Below are 16438 nucleotides of genomic sequence, written 5' to 3' on the forward strand. Positions count from 1 at the left end.
ACGACCCATTCCCCTCAGGGGCCCCTCCCTCCACCATTTGTCATGCCGCTGAGCAAATTCGGGATGACATGTTCGAGGGGTGAGGTATGTCTGGGCGCGTCAGCCGTAGAACGGTTATCGGGGCGGGGGTGGCAGCGGGGATCGGGGCGGGGGCCGGGTCGGTCGCGCTGTCGGGTGCCGCGTGGGCGGTGGATGGGAGATTGCCGTCTGCGGATCCGGCGTCTACGGATCCGGGCGCGTACATCTCCTTCTCGCCGGAGGGCGGGGCCCTTTCGCTGGTGGGCACGCCGGTCGTGGTCAGTGATGACGACCATCCCGGAGTCGTACGGGTGGCAGGGGATCTGCGGGACGACATCGAGCGGGTCACGGGGGTGCGGCCGGGTTCGGCGGTGGCGCGGGAGGTCGTGCTCGTCGGGACGATCGGGCGCAGTCCGCTGATCGACGGGCTGGTCGCGGCCGGGAAGCTCGACGTCCGCGGGATCCGGGGCAAGTGGGAGACCTCGCTGCAGACCGTGGTCGAGCGGCCGATGCCAGGGGTGGAGCGAGCCTTCGTCGTCGCGGGCAGCGATCCGCGCGGCACGATCTTCGGGGCGTACGACGTCTCGTACGGGATCGGGGTCTCGCCCTGGTACTGGTGGGACGACGTGCGGCCGGTGCGGCGGAGCGAGGTGTATGTGCTGCCGGGGCGGTACAGCCAGGGCACGCCGGTGGTGAAGTACCGCGGGGTCTTCATCAACGACGAGAACCCGGCGCTGGGGACGTGGGCGCCCGCGTACTTCGGGCCGGGGAAGGCGCCCGGCCATCCCGGCGGCTTCAACGCGGACTTCTACGCCAAGGTCTTCGAGGTGCTGCTGCGGCTGAAGGCGAACTATCTGTGGCCGGCGGTGTGGGGGCGGGCGTTCGCCGAGGACGACCCTGAGAATCACGCGAGGGCGAAGGCGTACGGGATTGTCATGGGCACGTCTCATGAGGCGCCGATGATGCGGGGTATCGAGGAGTGGAACCGGCATGCGGTGCCGGCCGTGCGTGACAGCGCGGGGAACATCGTGACGCCGGGTCGGGATCCCTACGGCGGCACCGGGGAGTGGTCGTTCCGGCGCAACTCCGAGGCGGTCAAGGCGTATTGGCGCGAGGGTGTGCGGCGCATGGCCGACCAGGACTTCGAGGGTGTCGTCACGCTGGGGATGCGCGGGAACGGTGACACGAGTCTGCCCGACGGTGATGGTATCGAGCTGATGCGGGAGATCATCGCGACGCAGCGGTCGATCATCGAGGACGTCACCGGGCGCCCGGCCGCCGAGACCCCGCAGGTGTGGACGCTCTACAAGGAGGTCCAGCGGTACTGGGACCGCGGGCTCCGGGCGCCGGACGACGTGACCGTCGTGCTGACCGACGACAACTGGGGCAACATCCGCAAGCATCCGGATCCGGCGGAGGCGGTTCGGGGCGGCGGGTACGGGCTGTATTACCACTTCGACTACGTCGGCGTCGGCCGCAACTACAAGTGGGTGGACTCCACTTCGCTGCCGAACGTGTGGGACCAGCTCCACCAGGCGGTCGAGTACGGGAACCGGGAGTTGTGGGTCACCAACGTCGGTGATGTGAAGGGGAACGAGCTGCCGACCGAGTTCTTTCTCGACTACGCCTGGAATCCCGGGCGTTGGCCGCTGGAGAGGCTGGGGGAGTGGGAGCGGAGGTATGCGCGGCAGAACTTCGGTGAGGGGTCTGCTTCCGAGATCGCGTCGGTGCTGGAGAGGTATGCGCAGCTCCAGTCGCGGCGGAAGCCGGAGCTGTTGAACCGCCGGATCACGCTGGTGGACGGGAAGGTCGTGTACGACGACCGGCAGACGCCCTTCTACTTCGGTCACCGTGAGCTGGAGCGGGTGACGGAGGAGTGGCGGCGGCTGGGGAAGGATGCGGAGCGGATCGGCCGACGGCTGCCGGTCGCGGACCAGGACGCGTGGTTCGAGCTCGTCGGGTACGCGGTGGAGGCGACGGCCAACCTGTACGGGCTGCGGGAAGCGGAGTTCACCAATCTGCTGTACGCGCGTCAGGGGCGGGCCGCGACGAACGACCTGGCGGCCGAGGCGGAGGCCGGGCTGGCGCGGGACTTCGCCCTGGCCGAGCGCTTCAACTCCCGGGTGGCGGGCGGTAAGTGGCGTGGTTTCCAGACGCAGCCGCACATCGGGTACGGGGATGTGGAGCGGTACGGGCCGAACGCGCCGTGGCAGCAGCCGGAGCGGGACAACGTGGCGTTGCCGGACGAGATCTTTCCGGCGGTGAGGCGGGTCGAGGTGCCGGTGGGGGCGGAGATGGGGGTGGCGGTGGACGGGGCTGAGTCGGGGGAGTGGTGGCCGGGGGAGGACGGGGAGTCGCCGGGTGCGGCCGTGTTGCCTGTCTTCAGCCCGTATCAGACCCGGCCTGACCAGTACGTCGAGGTCTTCAACCGGGGGCGTACGGCCTTCGACTACCGGATCACGCCGTCGGTGCCGTGGATCAGGGTCGACCGTCCGCGGGGGCGGGTCGAGAAGCAGGTGCGGGCGGTACTGACGGTGGACTGGGCCCGGGCTCCCCGGGGGCGTACGGAGGCGTCGGTGACCGTGGAGGGGGCGGGTGCGATGGTGACGGTCGGGGTGGTTGCCGAGCAGCCGTCGGCGCGTGGGGTGAGTGGGGCGCGTGGGCTGCGGGGTTTCGTCGAGGCGGGTGGGTATGTGGCGGTCGATGCCGAGCACTTCGCGCGTTCGGTGGGGACGTGGCGGCGGATCGACGGGATCGGGCGTACGGGGGCGGGGATGACGCCGTGGCCGGTGACGGCTCCGCGGCGGACGCCGGGCGGCTCGTCTCCACGGCTGGAGTACGAGGTGAGCCTGCTGTCCGCGGGTGAGGTCACGGTGTGGGCGTACCTGTCTCCGCGCAACCCGGCCTTGCCGACGGGCGGGCTTCGGTACGGGATCTCGTTCGACGGGGACGCCCCGCAGGTCGTCGACATCCATGCGGCCACGGGTGCCGATGACGGGCTGATGGACATCGAGTGGGCCCGCAACACATCGGACAACGCCAATCGCACGTCTACGCGCCACACGATCGGGGCTGCCGGGATGCACCGGCTGAAGTTCTGGATGGTCGATCCGACGGTGGTGGTGCAGCGGCTGGTGATCGATACGGGTGGGTTGACGCCGACGTATCTGGGGCCGCTGGAGAGCTACCGCGTTCGTTGAACTGCATTCGTTGAACTGCGTTCGCTGACGCGTACTCGTCGAGCCGTATTCATTGGAGGGACCGCACATGAAGAAGTTCCGCATGCCTGTTGTCGGGCTGCTCAGTGCGACGCTGCTGGTCACGGGCGTCGTGGGCGTCACGGGCGTACAGACGGCTTCCGCGGATGAGCTGTCACCGGTTCCGCTGCGGGCGCTCGCCGAGCGTGCCGACCTGCGGATCGGTACGGCCGTGGACATGGCGGCGCTGGACGACGACACGACGTATCGGCGGGCGACCGGGCGTGAGTTCAACTCCGTCACCGCCGAGAACGTCATGAAGTGGGAGGTCGTCGAGCCGACGCGGGGGACGTACGACTGGTCGGGGGCGGATGAGTTGGTGCGGTTCGCGCGTGATCGGGGGCAGGTGGTCCGCGGCCACACGCTGGTGTGGCACAGCCAGTTGCCGGGGTGGCTGACGGCGGGGGTGGCGGACGGTTCGATCGGAGCGGGGGAGCTTCGGGGGATCCTGCGCAAGCACGTCACCACGGAGGTCAAGCGGTACAAGGGCAGGATCCAGCAGTGGGACGTGGTGAACGAGGTCTTCGAGGAGGACGGTTCGCTGCGGAACTCGATCTGGTTGCAGAAGCTCGGCCCGTCCTACATTGCCGACGCCTTCCGCTGGGCGCACGCCGCCGACCCGAAGGCGAAGCTCTTCCTGAACGACTACAACGTGGAGGGCGTCAACGCGAAGTCGACCGCCTACTACGAGTTGGCGAAGCGGCTGAGGGCGGAGGGCGTTCCGGTGCAGGGCTTCGGGATCCAGGGGCATCTGGCCATCCAGTACGGCTTCCCGGGGGAGGTGGCGGGGAACCTCGCGCGGTTCGAACGGCTGGGGATGCAGACCGCCTTCACCGAGGTGGACGTACGGATGATCCTGCCTGCGGATGCGGAGAAGCTCGCCACGCAGGCGACGTACTTCCGGGGGCTGCTGGACGCCTGCCTGGGGGCGCGGAGCTGCAAGTCCTTCACCGTGTGGGGGTTCACGGACAAGTACTCGTGGGTGCCGGGGGTTTTCGCGGGGCAGGGGGCGGCGACGTTGACGACGGAGGACTTCGGACGGAAGCCGGCTTATGGGGCTGTGGGGGAGGGGCTGGCGGAGGGGCGTTGACCTGGGGCTGTCAGCCGTTGCCCTTGGGGTCGGACTTGGGCCTGTCCTTGTCCGCATAGCGCGGCAGGTTCTCCGTCGAGATCGTCCAGTCGCCGATGGTGACGTCCTCGCCGTGGACGAAGTCCTTGCGGGTCGCGTAGCGGGGCCGCTCGGGGTTGCGTGGATGTCGGAGAGGACGGCTCCCTCGCCCGTGCGTGGATCGAAGATCACGTAGATCGGGATGCCGAGCAGGGCGTAGTCGCGCATCTTGCCGACCCATGTCGTTGTCCGGGTTGGAGCGGGAGACGACTTCGATGGCGGCGATGAGCGTATGAGGGTCGAAGGCCCCGTCGCCCTCCATGTCTGCTGTCGCGATCAGCATTACGTCGGGACGGCGCATGATGCGCTCGGGCTCGTTTTCCACGTCCGGGGTACCGGTATGGGCGACGATGCCGTCCTGCATCACCTTCTCAAGGCGTTTCCGCAGGTGAGACCGGGTCAGTTCGTGAGGGCCATTGGGTGCTGTGAGGTCGTGGATGATCCCTTCCTTGGTGAGCTCGAACTTGCCGGGAAGGGTGTCGTCCAAGGCTTGGATGACACTCCGCATCGTCCGATACCCCTGGCGAGTCGTCATGCTGAGCGATCTCCATCAACTCGGATCTACGGTCGCGGCAGCGATCGGAAGCGGCGGTGGAACAGAGTTCCGGGCGGCGTTCTGCGGTTCAGAAACCCAGACAGACGATCTGGACGACGTAGACACGCTCGCTGCGCACGACGACCTGATACGTGAACATGCCGCCGGGGACGATGATGTCGCCGCCCCTCGGGTCGATCCCCTCATGAGCCCGACCGTGGACGTGTAAAGCCTCGGCAGCCCTGACCAGTTCGTCTGCCCTTCTCTCCACACCGGACAGGAAAGCGGCGGGAGCGGTGCGGGCGGCTGCCTCCGCGCCGAAGGCGTACTCCCACTTCCAGCTCACGCGCGGACTGCCTTCATCGCCTCGTCCAGGACGGCGCTCAGCTCCCGTAGGGCTTCCTGCGCGGTGGTCGAGTCCTCGTGCTCCAGGTTGCTCTTCGCGTCGGCGTAGCGAGTCGACAGGTCGGGGCGGCGGGCGATTTCGATCTCTCTGGCCCAGATCAGGACCCAGCTCTGCACCGGAGTCACGGACTGCCACTCGACTGCTTTGGCGAAGGCTTCGTCCTTCTCGGCCTGCATCTCCTCCAGACGATCGGGGGCGATGACGGCGAGGGCAGCGCGTAGGGCTTCGGGAGTCTTTTCGGGGCGGGGGATCAGCTCGTGTCCATGGTCGGACCGTGTGCGCATGGTGTCCTCCAGGGGTGCCCCGATCAGGGTATCCGGCCATGGAGGCACCGTCCGGTACCGGCGGTGAGCGCTCATGCTAGGCGGCTTCCAGGAGATCGGATCGGCAGTCGCGGCAGCGGCCGGGGGCCGGGGCCCGGAAGGCGCGGTCGCAGCCGTCGCAGTTCTGGAGGGGGAGTGGGCGTACGGCTGCCCGGGTTGCCGGGGCTGTGGGGAGTGGGGGTGGGAGTAGTTCCGCGAGGCGGTGGGCCAGGAGGCCGGCCGGGTGGCGGAGGGGGGCCTCGGGTAGGCTCGCCGTCAGGGTGCGGCGTACGGCTTCGGGGGCGGCGCCGCGGTCCAGCCAGGCGGCGACGGCGGGGGCGAGGCGGCGTACGTCGCGCTCCGCGAGCAGCAGGCGGGGGTCGTCGCGGTGCAGGCTCGCGAGGAGGGCGGTGGCTGTGCGGTCGGCGGCTGAGTCGTGGGTGTGCGGTTCGGGGGCGGGGGGAGGGTTTTTGGGGTGGGTGTCTGCGGCGGGGCTCGGTGGAACCTTGGCGTCGGGTCCTACGGGGGCAGGCGCCGGGGCCGGGGCAGGGGTGAGCGTCGGCGTGGGAGCGGGCCTCGACTGGGGAGTCGTGGGGCGGGGCTCCTGGGCGTCAGCGCCCCTAGGCCGGTTGTACGACACCGTGTGTGTGACGACCCGGCCGCTCGGCAGGCGCTCGCGGGTTCGGGCGAGATAGCCGTGCGTCTCCAACTCCCGCAGGACCGCCGCGATTCTCGTCTCGCCCTCGGGGAAGCGGGCCGCGAGTGTCTTGATGTCGGCCCGGGCGCCGGTGGGCAGCGACTGGATGTGGACGGCGAGCCCGATCGCGAGCCCGGACAGCTCCGGGTGCTGGGCGAGATGGTTGCCGATCACCGTGAAGCGCGTGGTGTGGCGGACGTTGATATGGGTGATGCCCCGCGGAATCCGGGGCTGGGCGCACGGGGGCGCGCTAGGGTTCTGCTTATCCATCGGGAAGGCCTTCTTCTTCCTCGGTGGTCAGGCCCTCGATCGGGATTGCAGTCCCGGACGAGGGCCGTCGCATGTTCTGGAGTTGTCTCGCTGATTGGCTTGCTGGGTGTCTCGGTTGTCGCGGGGCGAGCATATGCCCGCCAACCGGACGGAAATCCAGCTGAGTTGGCGATTGTCACCCTTGTGGGCGACGCGACCTCACGGTGCTGACGAGTGCCGACGCGGTCCTGACGCGGAGGGTCGCGTGAGGAGGTCGGCGCCCTCGGCGCGGGGCCGGGCCCAGGCCTCGGCGAGGATGCGCCGCCCCAGCCGTACGTCGTCGGGGGCGACGCCGTGGTGCCAGGGGCCGTCGTGATCGGGGCAGGTGGGCCACGGTTCCTCGGCCGGCCACAGCAGGGGGCCGCCGATCGAACTGTCCATGGCGGTGGGACTACCGGAGCGGGGGTGCAGCCGGACGGCGGTACGGGCCAGGGGCGCCAACTCCGGGAAGAGGGCGGGGACATCGGCGGGCCGGGGTGGGGTGGTACGGGGCATGGGGAGAGGCTATGGGCTGGACGAGCCGTCGCGGATGTCCCGTATCGGCTGGGCCTCGACGGATGACCTGCACGAGACTGTGGGGGTGTGCAAGCAACGCGAAGCAGGGGCCGAGAGCACGCCCGTACCTGAGGAGTCGCTCGCGCGTTCGGTGTTCGCGTCGCTCGGGGGCGTCGTGGAGATCGGTGCCGTGAATTTCACCGGCACCTGGAAGCTCGCCGACGTCTCGGTGGATGGCTTCCTGGCGGGCAGACGACAGGAACTGGGGCGCCTGATGGACGGCATCCAGACGGTCTGCCGGTTCGGCGCCCCGGCCATGGCCATCGCCGACGAGCTGGGGTATCTGCGCGAGCACGAGGTGACGCCGGAGTTCCTGTTGCTGTGGTCGGCGGGTCTCACGGGGGTCCCCGAGCCTCTCGCGGAGCTTGCGGAACCGCGAGTGGTGCGGCGCATGTGCCGGATGGGCGCGGACCTCCAACTGACGCAATTCCTCCAGGCTTTGATCACTGCCGCCATCTGCGCCGAGGTGGAGCAACGGGCCACGGCCGCCCACATCGCCGAGATCCTCGGTATCGCCTCCGACCTGGCGGACCCTTCGGGCCGCAACTCTCCTGAAACGGCCTTCCGGATGTGGCGGGTTGCCCAACTGCCGGGCCTCCTCCGCCCGGATTCCCCCACCCCGCGGTGAGGCCGGGCCGCGTTCCGCGCGTACGACATTGAGCTGGAGAAGGTTCTCGCGTCTGCCTGAGGCCAGTTGGAGTGCCGGCTCGTTCCTGATCGGTTCGGAGTTTCGGGCGGCAGCTTGATCGCACCGGTGTTCCCGGTAAGTTCACGTGTGCACACGGATGTCTTTGGTACTGGCGTGACGGGGGTTGCGGCGTGGCGGGTTATCGGCCGACGGACTGGCATGTGCTGGACCTGGAGAAGGATCCGACGCCGGGGGATCCGGTCCGGGTCAAGTCGTTGGCGAAGAGCCTGCATGACTTCGCGGACGACGTGCAGGACGCTCTGCGTCTGGTGAAGGGGATGGCGGATGAGGATGCCGTCCTGACGATGGTGGGCAAGACCGCCGATGTGTTCCGGGACGAGTTCTCCGGCGTCCCGAAGAACCTCAAGAAGCTGAAGAAGTCGTACGACCTGGCCGGGGACGCGCTCGCGGCGTACTGGCCGCAGTTGGAACGTGCGCAGGCGTTGGCGGACAAGGCGCTGGCCCAGGGGCGGGAGGCGCAGGCTGATCTCTCCTCGGCCAAGTCCCGTCTGGCGTCGGCCGATTCGTGGGTGACCCGCGCCAACAAGGAAGCCGACAAGTACAAGGAGGACAAGGACGCGGGCAAGGATGTCCCGAAGCCGGACGAGGCCAAGGTCCGTGCCGCGACGAGGGATGCGCAGAGTGCCGAGTCCGCGCAGACGTCCGCCCAGTCGGATGTCACCTCTGCCTCCAACGCCCTCGATGCCGCGAAGAAGATGGCGGCTGATGCGCGGAAGATGCGCGAGGACGCGGCCGGTGAGGCGAAGCGCAAGCTGGACGAGGCGTCCGACGCGGGTATTCAGAACCGTAAGTGGTACGAGGAGGTCGGGGACTGGTTCGTCGACAACTGGGACACCATCGTCGCCGTGTGCAAGGTCGTCGTCGCCGTCCTCGGGATCATCGCCCTCATTATCGGTGGGCCCATTCTCGGCGCCATCGTGCTCATCGCCGCTCTCGTCGTCCTGGCCGACACCCTCAACAAATACATGAAGGGGCAGGCATCCCTGTGGGATGTGGCCTTCGCGGCGCTGGACTGCATACCCGGCATGAAGGGCCTCACCACCCTCGGCGGACTCGCCAAGGGGCTCAAGGGCCTCCGGACCATGAACGGGCTCAAGGCCGGGCTCAAGGGCATGGCCGAGGGCGTTCGCGGCATGAGCGGCGTCTTCAAGGGCGGAGCCCGCATGCCGGGTGGCCAGATCCCTTACCGGGCGCTGTCCCCGAAGGCCAGGCAGCTCACCCGGGCGCTGGAGAACGGGCACATACCCATCCGGCCCGGAGAGGTTAATGTTTCCCATCTCTCCGAACTCCAGAGCTTCCACGGGGTCGAGCACGCCATCATCCAGAATCCGGCGGGAGATCTGCGTCTCTTCCGGGGGACGGAGCGGACGAGTTCCATTCCACGGGACCTCAGGGGACAGGATTACGATTTCATCGCCCATACACACCCGGAAGACCGAATTCCCGGACCGCCCAACCGAATAGAAGAGGCGCGGGGAATTCCCAACAGCATGTCGCGGGACCTGGAATACAAAGCGTCGGATCATATGGAAGTTGTCGTCAGCAGGGACGGAAATCTGAGATTTTTCGACGGTGCGGGAATCCGTGACCTCCCGCAGGGAACATATCCTGAGGGTGGTCCGGTGAATCCATTGGGGTTCATCGTTCCCGTGCGAATGGGATGACCGATGTGCATATCTTGGCATGAACCGCGCCGCGGAGAGGGAAAGCTGTAATGAGTAATGAACACGCTTCGTGTGTCTTCTGCGGGGAATTCGTCCTGCACATCCCCGGGTGGGCCAGCAGTGTTCCTTCGTACCGCCTCATGCGGGCGACCTGGCAGGAGGACCACGCGTTCGTGGTCGGGTCGCTCCACTTCTCCTGCCTGCGTGCCTCGCCCGCCCGGTCGGAGTTCGCCGCCGAGTTCGCGCAGATCGCGACAGGACACGGAAGGGAGATCACGTATCAGGCGGCCGGCGAGACCCAGACCCTGATCCAGCCCGGTCTCGGCTACGTCGAGCAGATCTTCCGGGGCGACGAATGCGCCATCCATCGCAGTGACACCCGGGACAGCTGGCTCGTGCAGGAGTATGCCGGGCCCTGGTACGTGCTGGACCGGCCCCAGTTGGAGGACATCGCGCAAGGGAAGCAGCCTCGTCTCGACCCCGGTGTGGAGCGGATCGTGCTCCCGCGTGAGCCGATGGCGAATCTCGCCGATGCCACGCTTCCCGAACTCCTGGACAGCCTCGGCGTCACGGACCGGTATCCGGGCCTCGCGGCGGGGGAGCCGGAGTACGAGTTCTGGAAGTACTTCGCCCCGAAGCGCGTACTGGAGTACGCGGTGATCGCGACCCCGCCCCTGCCGACGGAGGCGGCCGCGTTCCTGCGTGACTACGCCCCGGGCTATCAGCCGATCGACCTCGACGCACTCGAACGCGACGAGCCCCGGAGCTGAGAAGCCGGACGACGTGGGCCGGGGGCAGGCCCGCCGACCGCGAGCGACCGCGATCGTGTCGCGAGTGCAGGACGGCTGCGAGACCGGGCGCCTCACGCCCCGAAGGCGTCCCGCAGTGGGGCCCGCCCGGCCCGCCCGTGCGAGCCTGTGTTTGACCTGCGTCACCCTGGGGGTATTCTCTCCGGCTCGATTGGCCAGCCGTACGCCCCGTATGGCAGACTGTCGGGGTTGCTCGGTTGAGTGCCGATGCTGCGCGCCTCCCGCCGGGAGGACCGGAAGCGAGTCCCACAGTACTCGTCGCTCCAACTGCCGTAAGGCAGCGCTGGAGCGGACGTACGGGAATCTTCCGGGAAGTGTCAGCGGGGTGCCGACCAGGCGCCCGGTGGGTGTTCAGCCCCCGGTCCAGCGGTTGTCTTTTGGGCTCGGCCGCGTCCCTCGGTAGGGAAATCCACTCGTGGATATCTCTGTCAGCAGGAGCGCGACACGCCCGACCGCGTGGGTCGGAGGCAAGGGACGCGAACCCCCGGGTTCCAGAGCGTTAAACGAGACTAAGGACTACTGAGTAGCCATGGCGGGACAGAAGATCCGCATCCGGCTCAAGGCCTACGACCACGAGGTCATCGACAGCTCGGCGAAGAAGATCGTCGAGACGGTGACGCGAACTGGTGCGTCTGTCGCGGGCCCGGTGCCGCTGCCCACTGAGAAGAACGTGTACTGCGTCATCAAGTCGCCGCACAAGTACAAGGACTCGCGCGAGCACTTCGAGATGCGCACGCACAAGCGCCTGATCGACATCCTCGACCCGACGCCCAAGACCGTTGACTCCCTGATGCGACTCGACCTCCCGGCCGGTGTCGACATCGAGATCAAGCTCTAGGGGCCGGTGATCTGAGAATGGCTAAGCAGATCAAGGGCATCCTGGGCGAGAAGCTCGGCATGACGCAGGTGTGGGACGAGAACAACCGTGTTGTTCCCGTGACGGTCGTCAAGGCCTCCCCCAACGTCGTCACCCAGGTCCGTACGAACGACTCCGACGGCTACGAAGCGGTCCAGATCGCCTTCGGCGAGATCGACCCGCGCAAGGTGAACAAGCCCCTCAAGGGTCACTTCGCCAAGGCCGACGTCACCCCCCGCCGCCACCTCGTCGAGATCCGCACCGCGGACGCCTCCGAGTACACGCTCGGCCAGGAGATCTCCGCTGAGGTCTTCGAGTCCGGCGTCAAGGTGGACGTGACCGGCACGAGCAAGGGCAAGGGCTTCGCCGGTGTCATGAAGCGTCACAACTTCAAGGGACTCGGCGCCGGTCACGGCACCCAGCGCAAGCACCGCTCTCCCGGCTCCATCGGTGGCTGTGCCACCCCGGGCCGTGTGTTCAAGGGCCTCCGCATGGCGGGTCGCATGGGCAACGAGCGGGTCACCACCCAGAACCTGACCGTCCACGCCGTTGACGCGGAGAAGGGTCTGCTGCTCATCAAGGGCGCGGTTCCCGGTCCGAACGGCGGCCTCGTCCTGGTCCGCACTGCGGCCAAGGGGGCCTGAGGTAACGATGAGCACTGTTGACATCCTTTCGCCGGCAGGCGACAAGACCGGGACGGTCGAGCTCCCCGCGGAGATCTTCGACGTCGAGAAGATCAGCATCCCGCTGCTTCACCAGGTCGTAGTCGCCCAGCTGGCCGCTGCCCGCCAGGGCACGCACAAGACCAAGACCCGTGGCGAGGTTCGCGGTGGCGGTAAGAAGCCTTACCGCCAGAAGGGCACCGGCCGCGCCCGTCAGGGCTCGACCCGCGCGCCCCAGTTCGCCGGTGGTGGCGTCGTGCACGGTCCCGTGCCGCGTGACTACTCGCAGCGGACCCCGAAGAAGATGAAGGCCGCGGCCCTGCGCCACGCCCTCACCGACCGGGCCCGCAACGCTCGCATCCACGTCGTCACCGGCGTGGTCGACGGCGAGATCTCCACGAAGGCCGCGAAGTCCCTGCTGGGCAAGATCAGCGAGCGCAAGAACGTGCTCCTGGTCATCTCCCGCGAGGACGAGCAGGGCCTGCTCTCCGCACGCAACCTGCCCCAGGTGCACATCCTGGAGCCGGGCCAGCTGAACACGTACGACGTTCTCGTCTCGGACGACGTGGTCTTCACCCAGGCCGCTTTCGAGTCCTTCGTGTCTGGCGCGCCCTCTGCAGAGCGGAACGCTGACACCGAAGGGAGCGAAGCCTGATGGCTACGCGTCACCCGAGCATCGCCTCGAAGGCCGCCAAGGCCAAGAAGGTCGCGCGCGTCGCCAAGGCGAAGCGCCACGCCACCGAGGGCAAGAACACCGTCGAGACCCCGCTGAGCAAGTCCTTCACGGATCCCCGTGACGTGCTCCTCAAGCCGGTCGTCTCGGAGAAGAGCTACGCGCTGCTCGACGAGGGCAAGTACACCTTCATCGTCGCGCCCGGCTCCAACAAGACGCAGATCAAGGAGGCCGTCCAGGCGGTCTTCTCGGTCAAGGTCACCGGGGTCAACACGATCAACCGTCAGGGCAAGCGCAAGCGCACCCGCACCGGCTTCGGCAAGCGTGCGGACAGCAAGCGCGCGATCGTGACCCTCGCTGAGGGCGACCGTATCGACATCTTCGGCCAGGCCTCCTAACGGAGCGCCCTGGTCCGAATATCGGACGAGGACTGAGAAATGGGAATCCGCAAGTACAAGCCGACTACGCCGGGCCGTCGTGGCTCCAGCGTCGCCGACTTCGTCGAGGTCACGCGGTCCACGCCGGAGAAGTCGCTGGTTCGCCCGCTGCACAGCAAGGGCGGCCGTAACAATTCCGGTCGTGTGACCGTTCGCCACCAGGGTGGTGGACACAAGCGCGCCTACCGTGTCATCGACTTCCGTCGCCATGACAAGGACGGCGTGCCGGCGAAGGTCGCGCACATCGAGTACGACCCCAACCGCACCGCGCGCATCGCGCTGCTTCACTACGCGGACGGCGAGAAGCGCTACATCCTCGCCCCCCGCAACCTGTCGCAGGGCGACCGCGTCGAGAACGGTCCCGGGGCCGACATCAAGCCGGGCAACAACCTGGCCCTCCGCAACATCCCGGTCGGTACCACGATCCACGCGATCGAGCTCCGTCCCGGTGGCGGTGCCAAGTTCGCCCGCTCCGCCGGTGCCTCCGTGCAGCTGCTCGCGAAGGAGGGCCAGATGGCCCACCTGCGCATGCCGTCCGGAGAGATCCGCCTGGTCGACGTGCGCTGCCGCGCCACCGTCGGCGAGGTCGGCAACGCCGAGCAGTCGAACATCAACTGGGGCAAGGCCGGCCGCAAGCGCTGGCTGGGCGTCCGCCCGACCGTTCGCGGTGTGGCGATGAACCCGGTTGACCACCCGCACGGTGGTGGTGAGGGCAAGACCTCCGGTGGACGTCACCCGGTCTCGCCGTGGGGTCAGAAGGAGGGTCGTACTCGTTCGCCGAAGAAGGCTTCGAACAAGTACATCGTCCGCCGCCGCAAGACGAACAAGAAGCGCTAGGAGCGGGTTTAGATGCCGCGCAGTCTCAAGAAGGGGCCCTTCGTCGACGACCACCTGATCAAGAAGGTGGACGCCCAGAACGAAGCCGGTTCCAAGAACGTCATCAAGACCTGGTCCCGTCGCTCGATGATCATCCCGGCCATGCTCGGCCACACGATCGCGGTGCACAACGGCAAGACCCACATTCCGGTGTTTGTCACCGAGTCGATGGTCGGCCACAAGCTCGGCGAGTTCTCGCCGACGCGCACCTTCCGGGGTCACGTCAAGGACGACCGGAAGTCGAAGCGCCGCTAACGCGGGGTGGAATCGACCATGACAGACACTGGAAGGACAACCATGGAAGCCAGGGCCCAGGCGCGGTACATCCGCGTTACGCCCATGAAGGCCCGCCGCGTGGTGGACCTTATCCGTGGCATGGATGCCACGGAGGCTCAGGCGGTCCTGCGTTTCGCCCCGCAGGCCGCGAGCGTGCCGGTCGGCAAGGTGCTTGACAGCGCCATTGCCAACGCCGCACACAACTACGACCACACCGACGCCGGCAGCCTTGTCATCTCCGAGGCCTACGTCGACGAGGGCCCGACCCTGAAGCGGTTCCGTCCGCGTGCCCAGGGCCGTGCCTACCGGATCCGCAAGCGGACCAGCCACATCACCGTGGTCGTCAGCAGCAAGGAAGGAACCCGGTAATGGGCCAGAAGGTTAACCCGCATGGGTTCCGGCTCGGCATCACCACGGACTTCAAGTCCCGTTGGTACGCCGACAAGCTGTACAAGGACTACGTCAAGGAAGACGTCGCCATCCGTCGGATGATGACGTCCGGCATGGAGCGCGCCGGCATCTCGAAGGTTGAGATCGAGCGCACCCGTGACCGCGTCCGTGTGGACATCCACACCGCGCGCCCGGGCATCGTCATCGGCCGTCGTGGCGCCGAGGCCGACCGCATCCGCGGCGACCTCGAGAAGCTGACCGGCAAGCAGGTCCAGCTGAACATCCTTGAGGTCAAGAGCCCGGAGACGGACGCTCAGCTGGTGGCCCAGGCCGTCGCCGAGCAGCTGTCCTCCCGCGTCTCCTTCCGTCGTGCCATGCGCAAGAGCATGCAGGGCACGATGAAGGCCGGCGCCAAGGGCATCAAGATCCAGTGTGGTGGCCGTCTCGGCGGCGCCGAGATGTCCCGCTCGGAGTTCTACCGCGAGGGCCGTGTGCCCCTGCACACGCTCCGCGCGAACGTCGACTACGGCTTCTTCGAGGCCAAGACGACCTTCGGCCGTATCGGTGTGAAGGTCTGGATCTACAAGGGCGACGTCAAGAACATCGCCGAGGTCCGCGCCGAGAACGCCGCAGCCCGCGCGGGCAACCGCCCGGCCCGTGGTGGCGGCCCGGGCGGCGACCGTCCGGCCCGTGGCGGTGGCCGCGGTGGCGAGCGTGGCGGCCGCGGCCGCAAGCCGCAGCAGCAGTCCGCGCCGGCTGCCGAGGCCCCCAAGGCCGAGGCTCCGGCGGCTGCCGCTCCGGCTGAGGCAGCGCCCTCTTCTACTGGCGGAACGGAGGCCTGACCGAAATGCTGATCCCCCGTAGGGTCAAGCACCGCAAGCAGCACCACCCCAAGCGCCGTGGTCAGGCCAAGGGTGGTACGGAGGTTTCGTTCGGCGAGTACGGCATTCAGGCCCTCACGCCGGCGTACGTGACGAACCGCCAGATCGAGGCGGCTCGTATCGCGATGACCCGTCACATCAAGCGTGGCGGCAAGGTCTGGATCAACATCTACCCGGACCGCCCGCTGACCAAGAAGCCCGCCGAGACCCGCATGGGTTCCGGTAAGGGTTCCCCCGAGTGGTGGGTCGCGAACGTGCACCCGGGCCGGGTCATGTTCGAGCTGTCCTACCCCAACGAGAAGATCGCCCGTGAGGCCCTCACTCGCGCAGCCCACAAGCTGCCGATGAAGTGCCGGATCGTCAAGCGCGAGGCAGGTGAAGCGTGATGTCGGCCGGTACCAAGGCGTCCGAGCTGCGCGAACTGGGTGACGAGGAGCTTCTCGCGAAGCTCCGCGAAGCCAAGGAAGAGCTGTTCAACCTCCGCTTCCAGGCGGCGACCGGTCAGCTCGAGAACCACGGTCGGCTGAAGGCCGTCCGCAAGGACATCGCGCGGATCTACACCCTGATGCGTGAGCGCGAGCTGGGCATCGAGACGGTGGAGAGCGCCTGATGAGCGAGAGCAACGTGACTGAAGAGACCAAGACGAGCCGCGGTTTCCGCAAGACCCGTGAGGGTCTGGTCGTCAGCGACAAGATGGACAAGACCGTCGTCGTCGCCGTCGAGGACCGCGTCAAGCACGCGCTGTACGGCAAGGTCATCCGCCGTACGAACAAGCTCAAGGCCCACGACGAGCAGAACGCTGCGGGCGTCGGCGACCGAGTCATCATCATGGAGACCCGGCCGCTGTCCGCGACAAAGCGCTGGCGCATCGTCGAGATCCTCGAGAAGGCCAAGTAATTCTCCTGCGGGGCACCCCCCGCAGGACAGTTCCGCCAGGCTCGGCAGGGGTCCGAATCCC

General features: G+C 67.7%; 18 protein-coding genes and 3 pseudogenes. 16 read left to right on the forward strand and 5 right to left on the reverse strand.

The features are described from left to right. The first annotated feature begins 86 nt into the window (after positions 1-86). Together QF035_RS31060 and QF035_RS31065 are read left to right on the forward strand one after the other, a co-directional pair. On the forward strand, positions 87-3218 hold the full coding sequence (locus tag QF035_RS31060; RefSeq protein ID WP_307523779.1) for a glycosyl hydrolase 115 family protein: 3132 nt from the start codon (positions 87-89) through the stop codon (positions 3216-3218). A gap of 67 nt (positions 3219-3285) precedes the next feature. Beyond that, entirely contained in the window at positions 3286-4365 is a 1080-nt protein-coding gene (locus QF035_RS31065) for an endo-1,4-beta-xylanase (RefSeq protein ID WP_307523780.1), read from the forward strand. Positions 4366-4375: 10 nt separating this feature from the next. Here the strand turns inward: QF035_RS31065 and QF035_RS31070 are convergent. The 5 genes and pseudogenes from QF035_RS31070 to QF035_RS31090 form a co-directional block, all read right to left on the reverse strand. Beyond that, positions 4376-4978: pseudogene (locus QF035_RS31070) on the reverse strand (Uma2 family endonuclease). Between the two features lie 88 nt (positions 4979-5066). Continuing rightward, positions 5067-5324, reverse strand: a complete 258-nt coding sequence (locus tag QF035_RS31075) for a hypothetical protein (RefSeq protein ID WP_307523781.1) — start codon at positions 5322-5324, stop codon at positions 5067-5069. Beyond that, entirely contained in the window at positions 5321-5668 is a 348-nt protein-coding gene (locus tag QF035_RS31080) for a hypothetical protein (RefSeq protein ID WP_307523782.1), read from the reverse strand. Before QF035_RS31080 ends, QF035_RS31075 begins: the two co-directional genes overlap by 4 nt. Positions 5669-5744: 76 nt before the next feature. Beyond that, entirely contained in the window at positions 5745-6653 is a 909-nt protein-coding gene (locus QF035_RS31085; RefSeq protein ID WP_307523783.1) for a helix-turn-helix domain-containing protein, read from the reverse strand. A gap of 258 nt (positions 6654-6911) precedes the next feature. After that, positions 6912-7187, reverse strand: a pseudogene (locus tag QF035_RS31090) (hypothetical protein); the annotation flags it as partial. Here QF035_RS31090 and QF035_RS31095 point away from each other — a divergent pair. From QF035_RS31095 to rpsQ, 14 genes and pseudogenes are all read left to right on the forward strand, one after another. Further along, a complete protein-coding gene (locus tag QF035_RS31095) occupies positions 7186-7875 on the forward strand; it encodes a hypothetical protein (protein ID WP_307523784.1) in 690 nt (229 codons plus the stop codon). The pseudogene QF035_RS31090 and the gene QF035_RS31095 sit on opposite strands and share 2 nt — an antisense overlap. Before the next feature lie 191 nt (positions 7876-8066). After that, positions 8067-9113 (forward strand): annotated as a pseudogene (locus tag QF035_RS31100) (putative T7SS-secreted protein); the annotation flags it as partial. Positions 9114-9670: 557 nt separating this feature from the next. After that, positions 9671-10390 carry a hypothetical protein gene (locus tag QF035_RS31105; RefSeq protein WP_307523785.1) on the forward strand — a complete coding sequence of 240 codons (720 nt, stop codon included), beginning with the start codon at positions 9671-9673 and terminating at the stop codon, positions 10388-10390. 568 nt (positions 10391-10958) lie between these two features. Beyond that, on the forward strand, positions 10959-11267 hold the full coding sequence (gene rpsJ / locus QF035_RS31110) for a 30S ribosomal protein S10 (protein WP_003948644.1): 309 nt from the start codon (positions 10959-10961) through the stop codon (positions 11265-11267). A gap of 17 nt (positions 11268-11284) precedes the next feature. Continuing rightward, positions 11285-11929 carry a 50S ribosomal protein L3 gene (rplC, locus tag QF035_RS31115; RefSeq protein ID WP_143642851.1) on the forward strand — a complete coding sequence of 215 codons (645 nt, stop codon included), beginning with the start codon at positions 11285-11287 and terminating at the stop codon, positions 11927-11929. A gap of 7 nt (positions 11930-11936) precedes the next feature. Beyond that, a complete protein-coding gene (gene rplD / locus QF035_RS31120) occupies positions 11937-12602 on the forward strand; it encodes a 50S ribosomal protein L4 (RefSeq protein ID WP_307523786.1) in 666 nt (221 codons plus the stop codon). Then, positions 12602-13018, forward strand: coding sequence for a 50S ribosomal protein L23 (rplW, locus tag QF035_RS31125; protein WP_143642849.1), 417 nt, complete (start codon positions 12602-12604; stop codon positions 13016-13018). Before rplD ends, rplW begins: the two co-directional genes overlap by 1 nt. A gap of 39 nt (positions 13019-13057) precedes the next feature. Further along, positions 13058-13894, forward strand: a complete 837-nt coding sequence (rplB, locus tag QF035_RS31130) for a 50S ribosomal protein L2 (protein ID WP_055614926.1) — start codon at positions 13058-13060, stop codon at positions 13892-13894. A 12-nt stretch (positions 13895-13906) separates the two neighbouring features. Next, positions 13907-14188, forward strand: coding sequence for a 30S ribosomal protein S19 (rpsS, locus tag QF035_RS31135; protein ID WP_010986346.1), 282 nt, complete (start codon positions 13907-13909; stop codon positions 14186-14188). Positions 14189-14230: 42 nt separating this feature from the next. After that, positions 14231-14578 (forward strand): 50S ribosomal protein L22, encoded by a 348-nt coding sequence (gene rplV, locus QF035_RS31140; RefSeq protein ID WP_006604878.1) that lies wholly within the window; start codon positions 14231-14233, stop codon positions 14576-14578. Beyond that, positions 14578-15441: a 30S ribosomal protein S3 gene (rpsC, locus tag QF035_RS31145; protein WP_307523787.1), complete on the forward strand. Its 864-nt coding sequence runs from the start codon at positions 14578-14580 to the stop codon at positions 15439-15441. The genes rplV and rpsC overlap by 1 nt, the downstream gene beginning before the upstream one ends. Positions 15442-15446: 5 nt before the next feature. After that, on the forward strand, positions 15447-15866 hold the full coding sequence (gene rplP / locus QF035_RS31150) for a 50S ribosomal protein L16 (protein ID WP_055614924.1): 420 nt from the start codon (positions 15447-15449) through the stop codon (positions 15864-15866). Further along, positions 15866-16090: a 50S ribosomal protein L29 gene (rpmC, locus tag QF035_RS31155; RefSeq protein WP_003998824.1), complete on the forward strand. Its 225-nt coding sequence runs from the start codon at positions 15866-15868 to the stop codon at positions 16088-16090. The genes rplP and rpmC overlap by 1 nt, the downstream gene beginning before the upstream one ends. Next, on the forward strand, positions 16090-16377 hold the full coding sequence (rpsQ, locus tag QF035_RS31160) for a 30S ribosomal protein S17 (protein ID WP_143642848.1): 288 nt from the start codon (positions 16090-16092) through the stop codon (positions 16375-16377). The genes rpmC and rpsQ overlap by 1 nt, the downstream gene beginning before the upstream one ends. Positions 16378-16438: the final 61 nt, after the last annotated feature.

The organism is Streptomyces umbrinus, assembly GCF_030817415.1.
GTDB classification, from domain to species: domain Bacteria; phylum Actinomycetota; class Actinomycetes; order Streptomycetales; family Streptomycetaceae; genus Streptomyces; species Streptomyces umbrinus_A.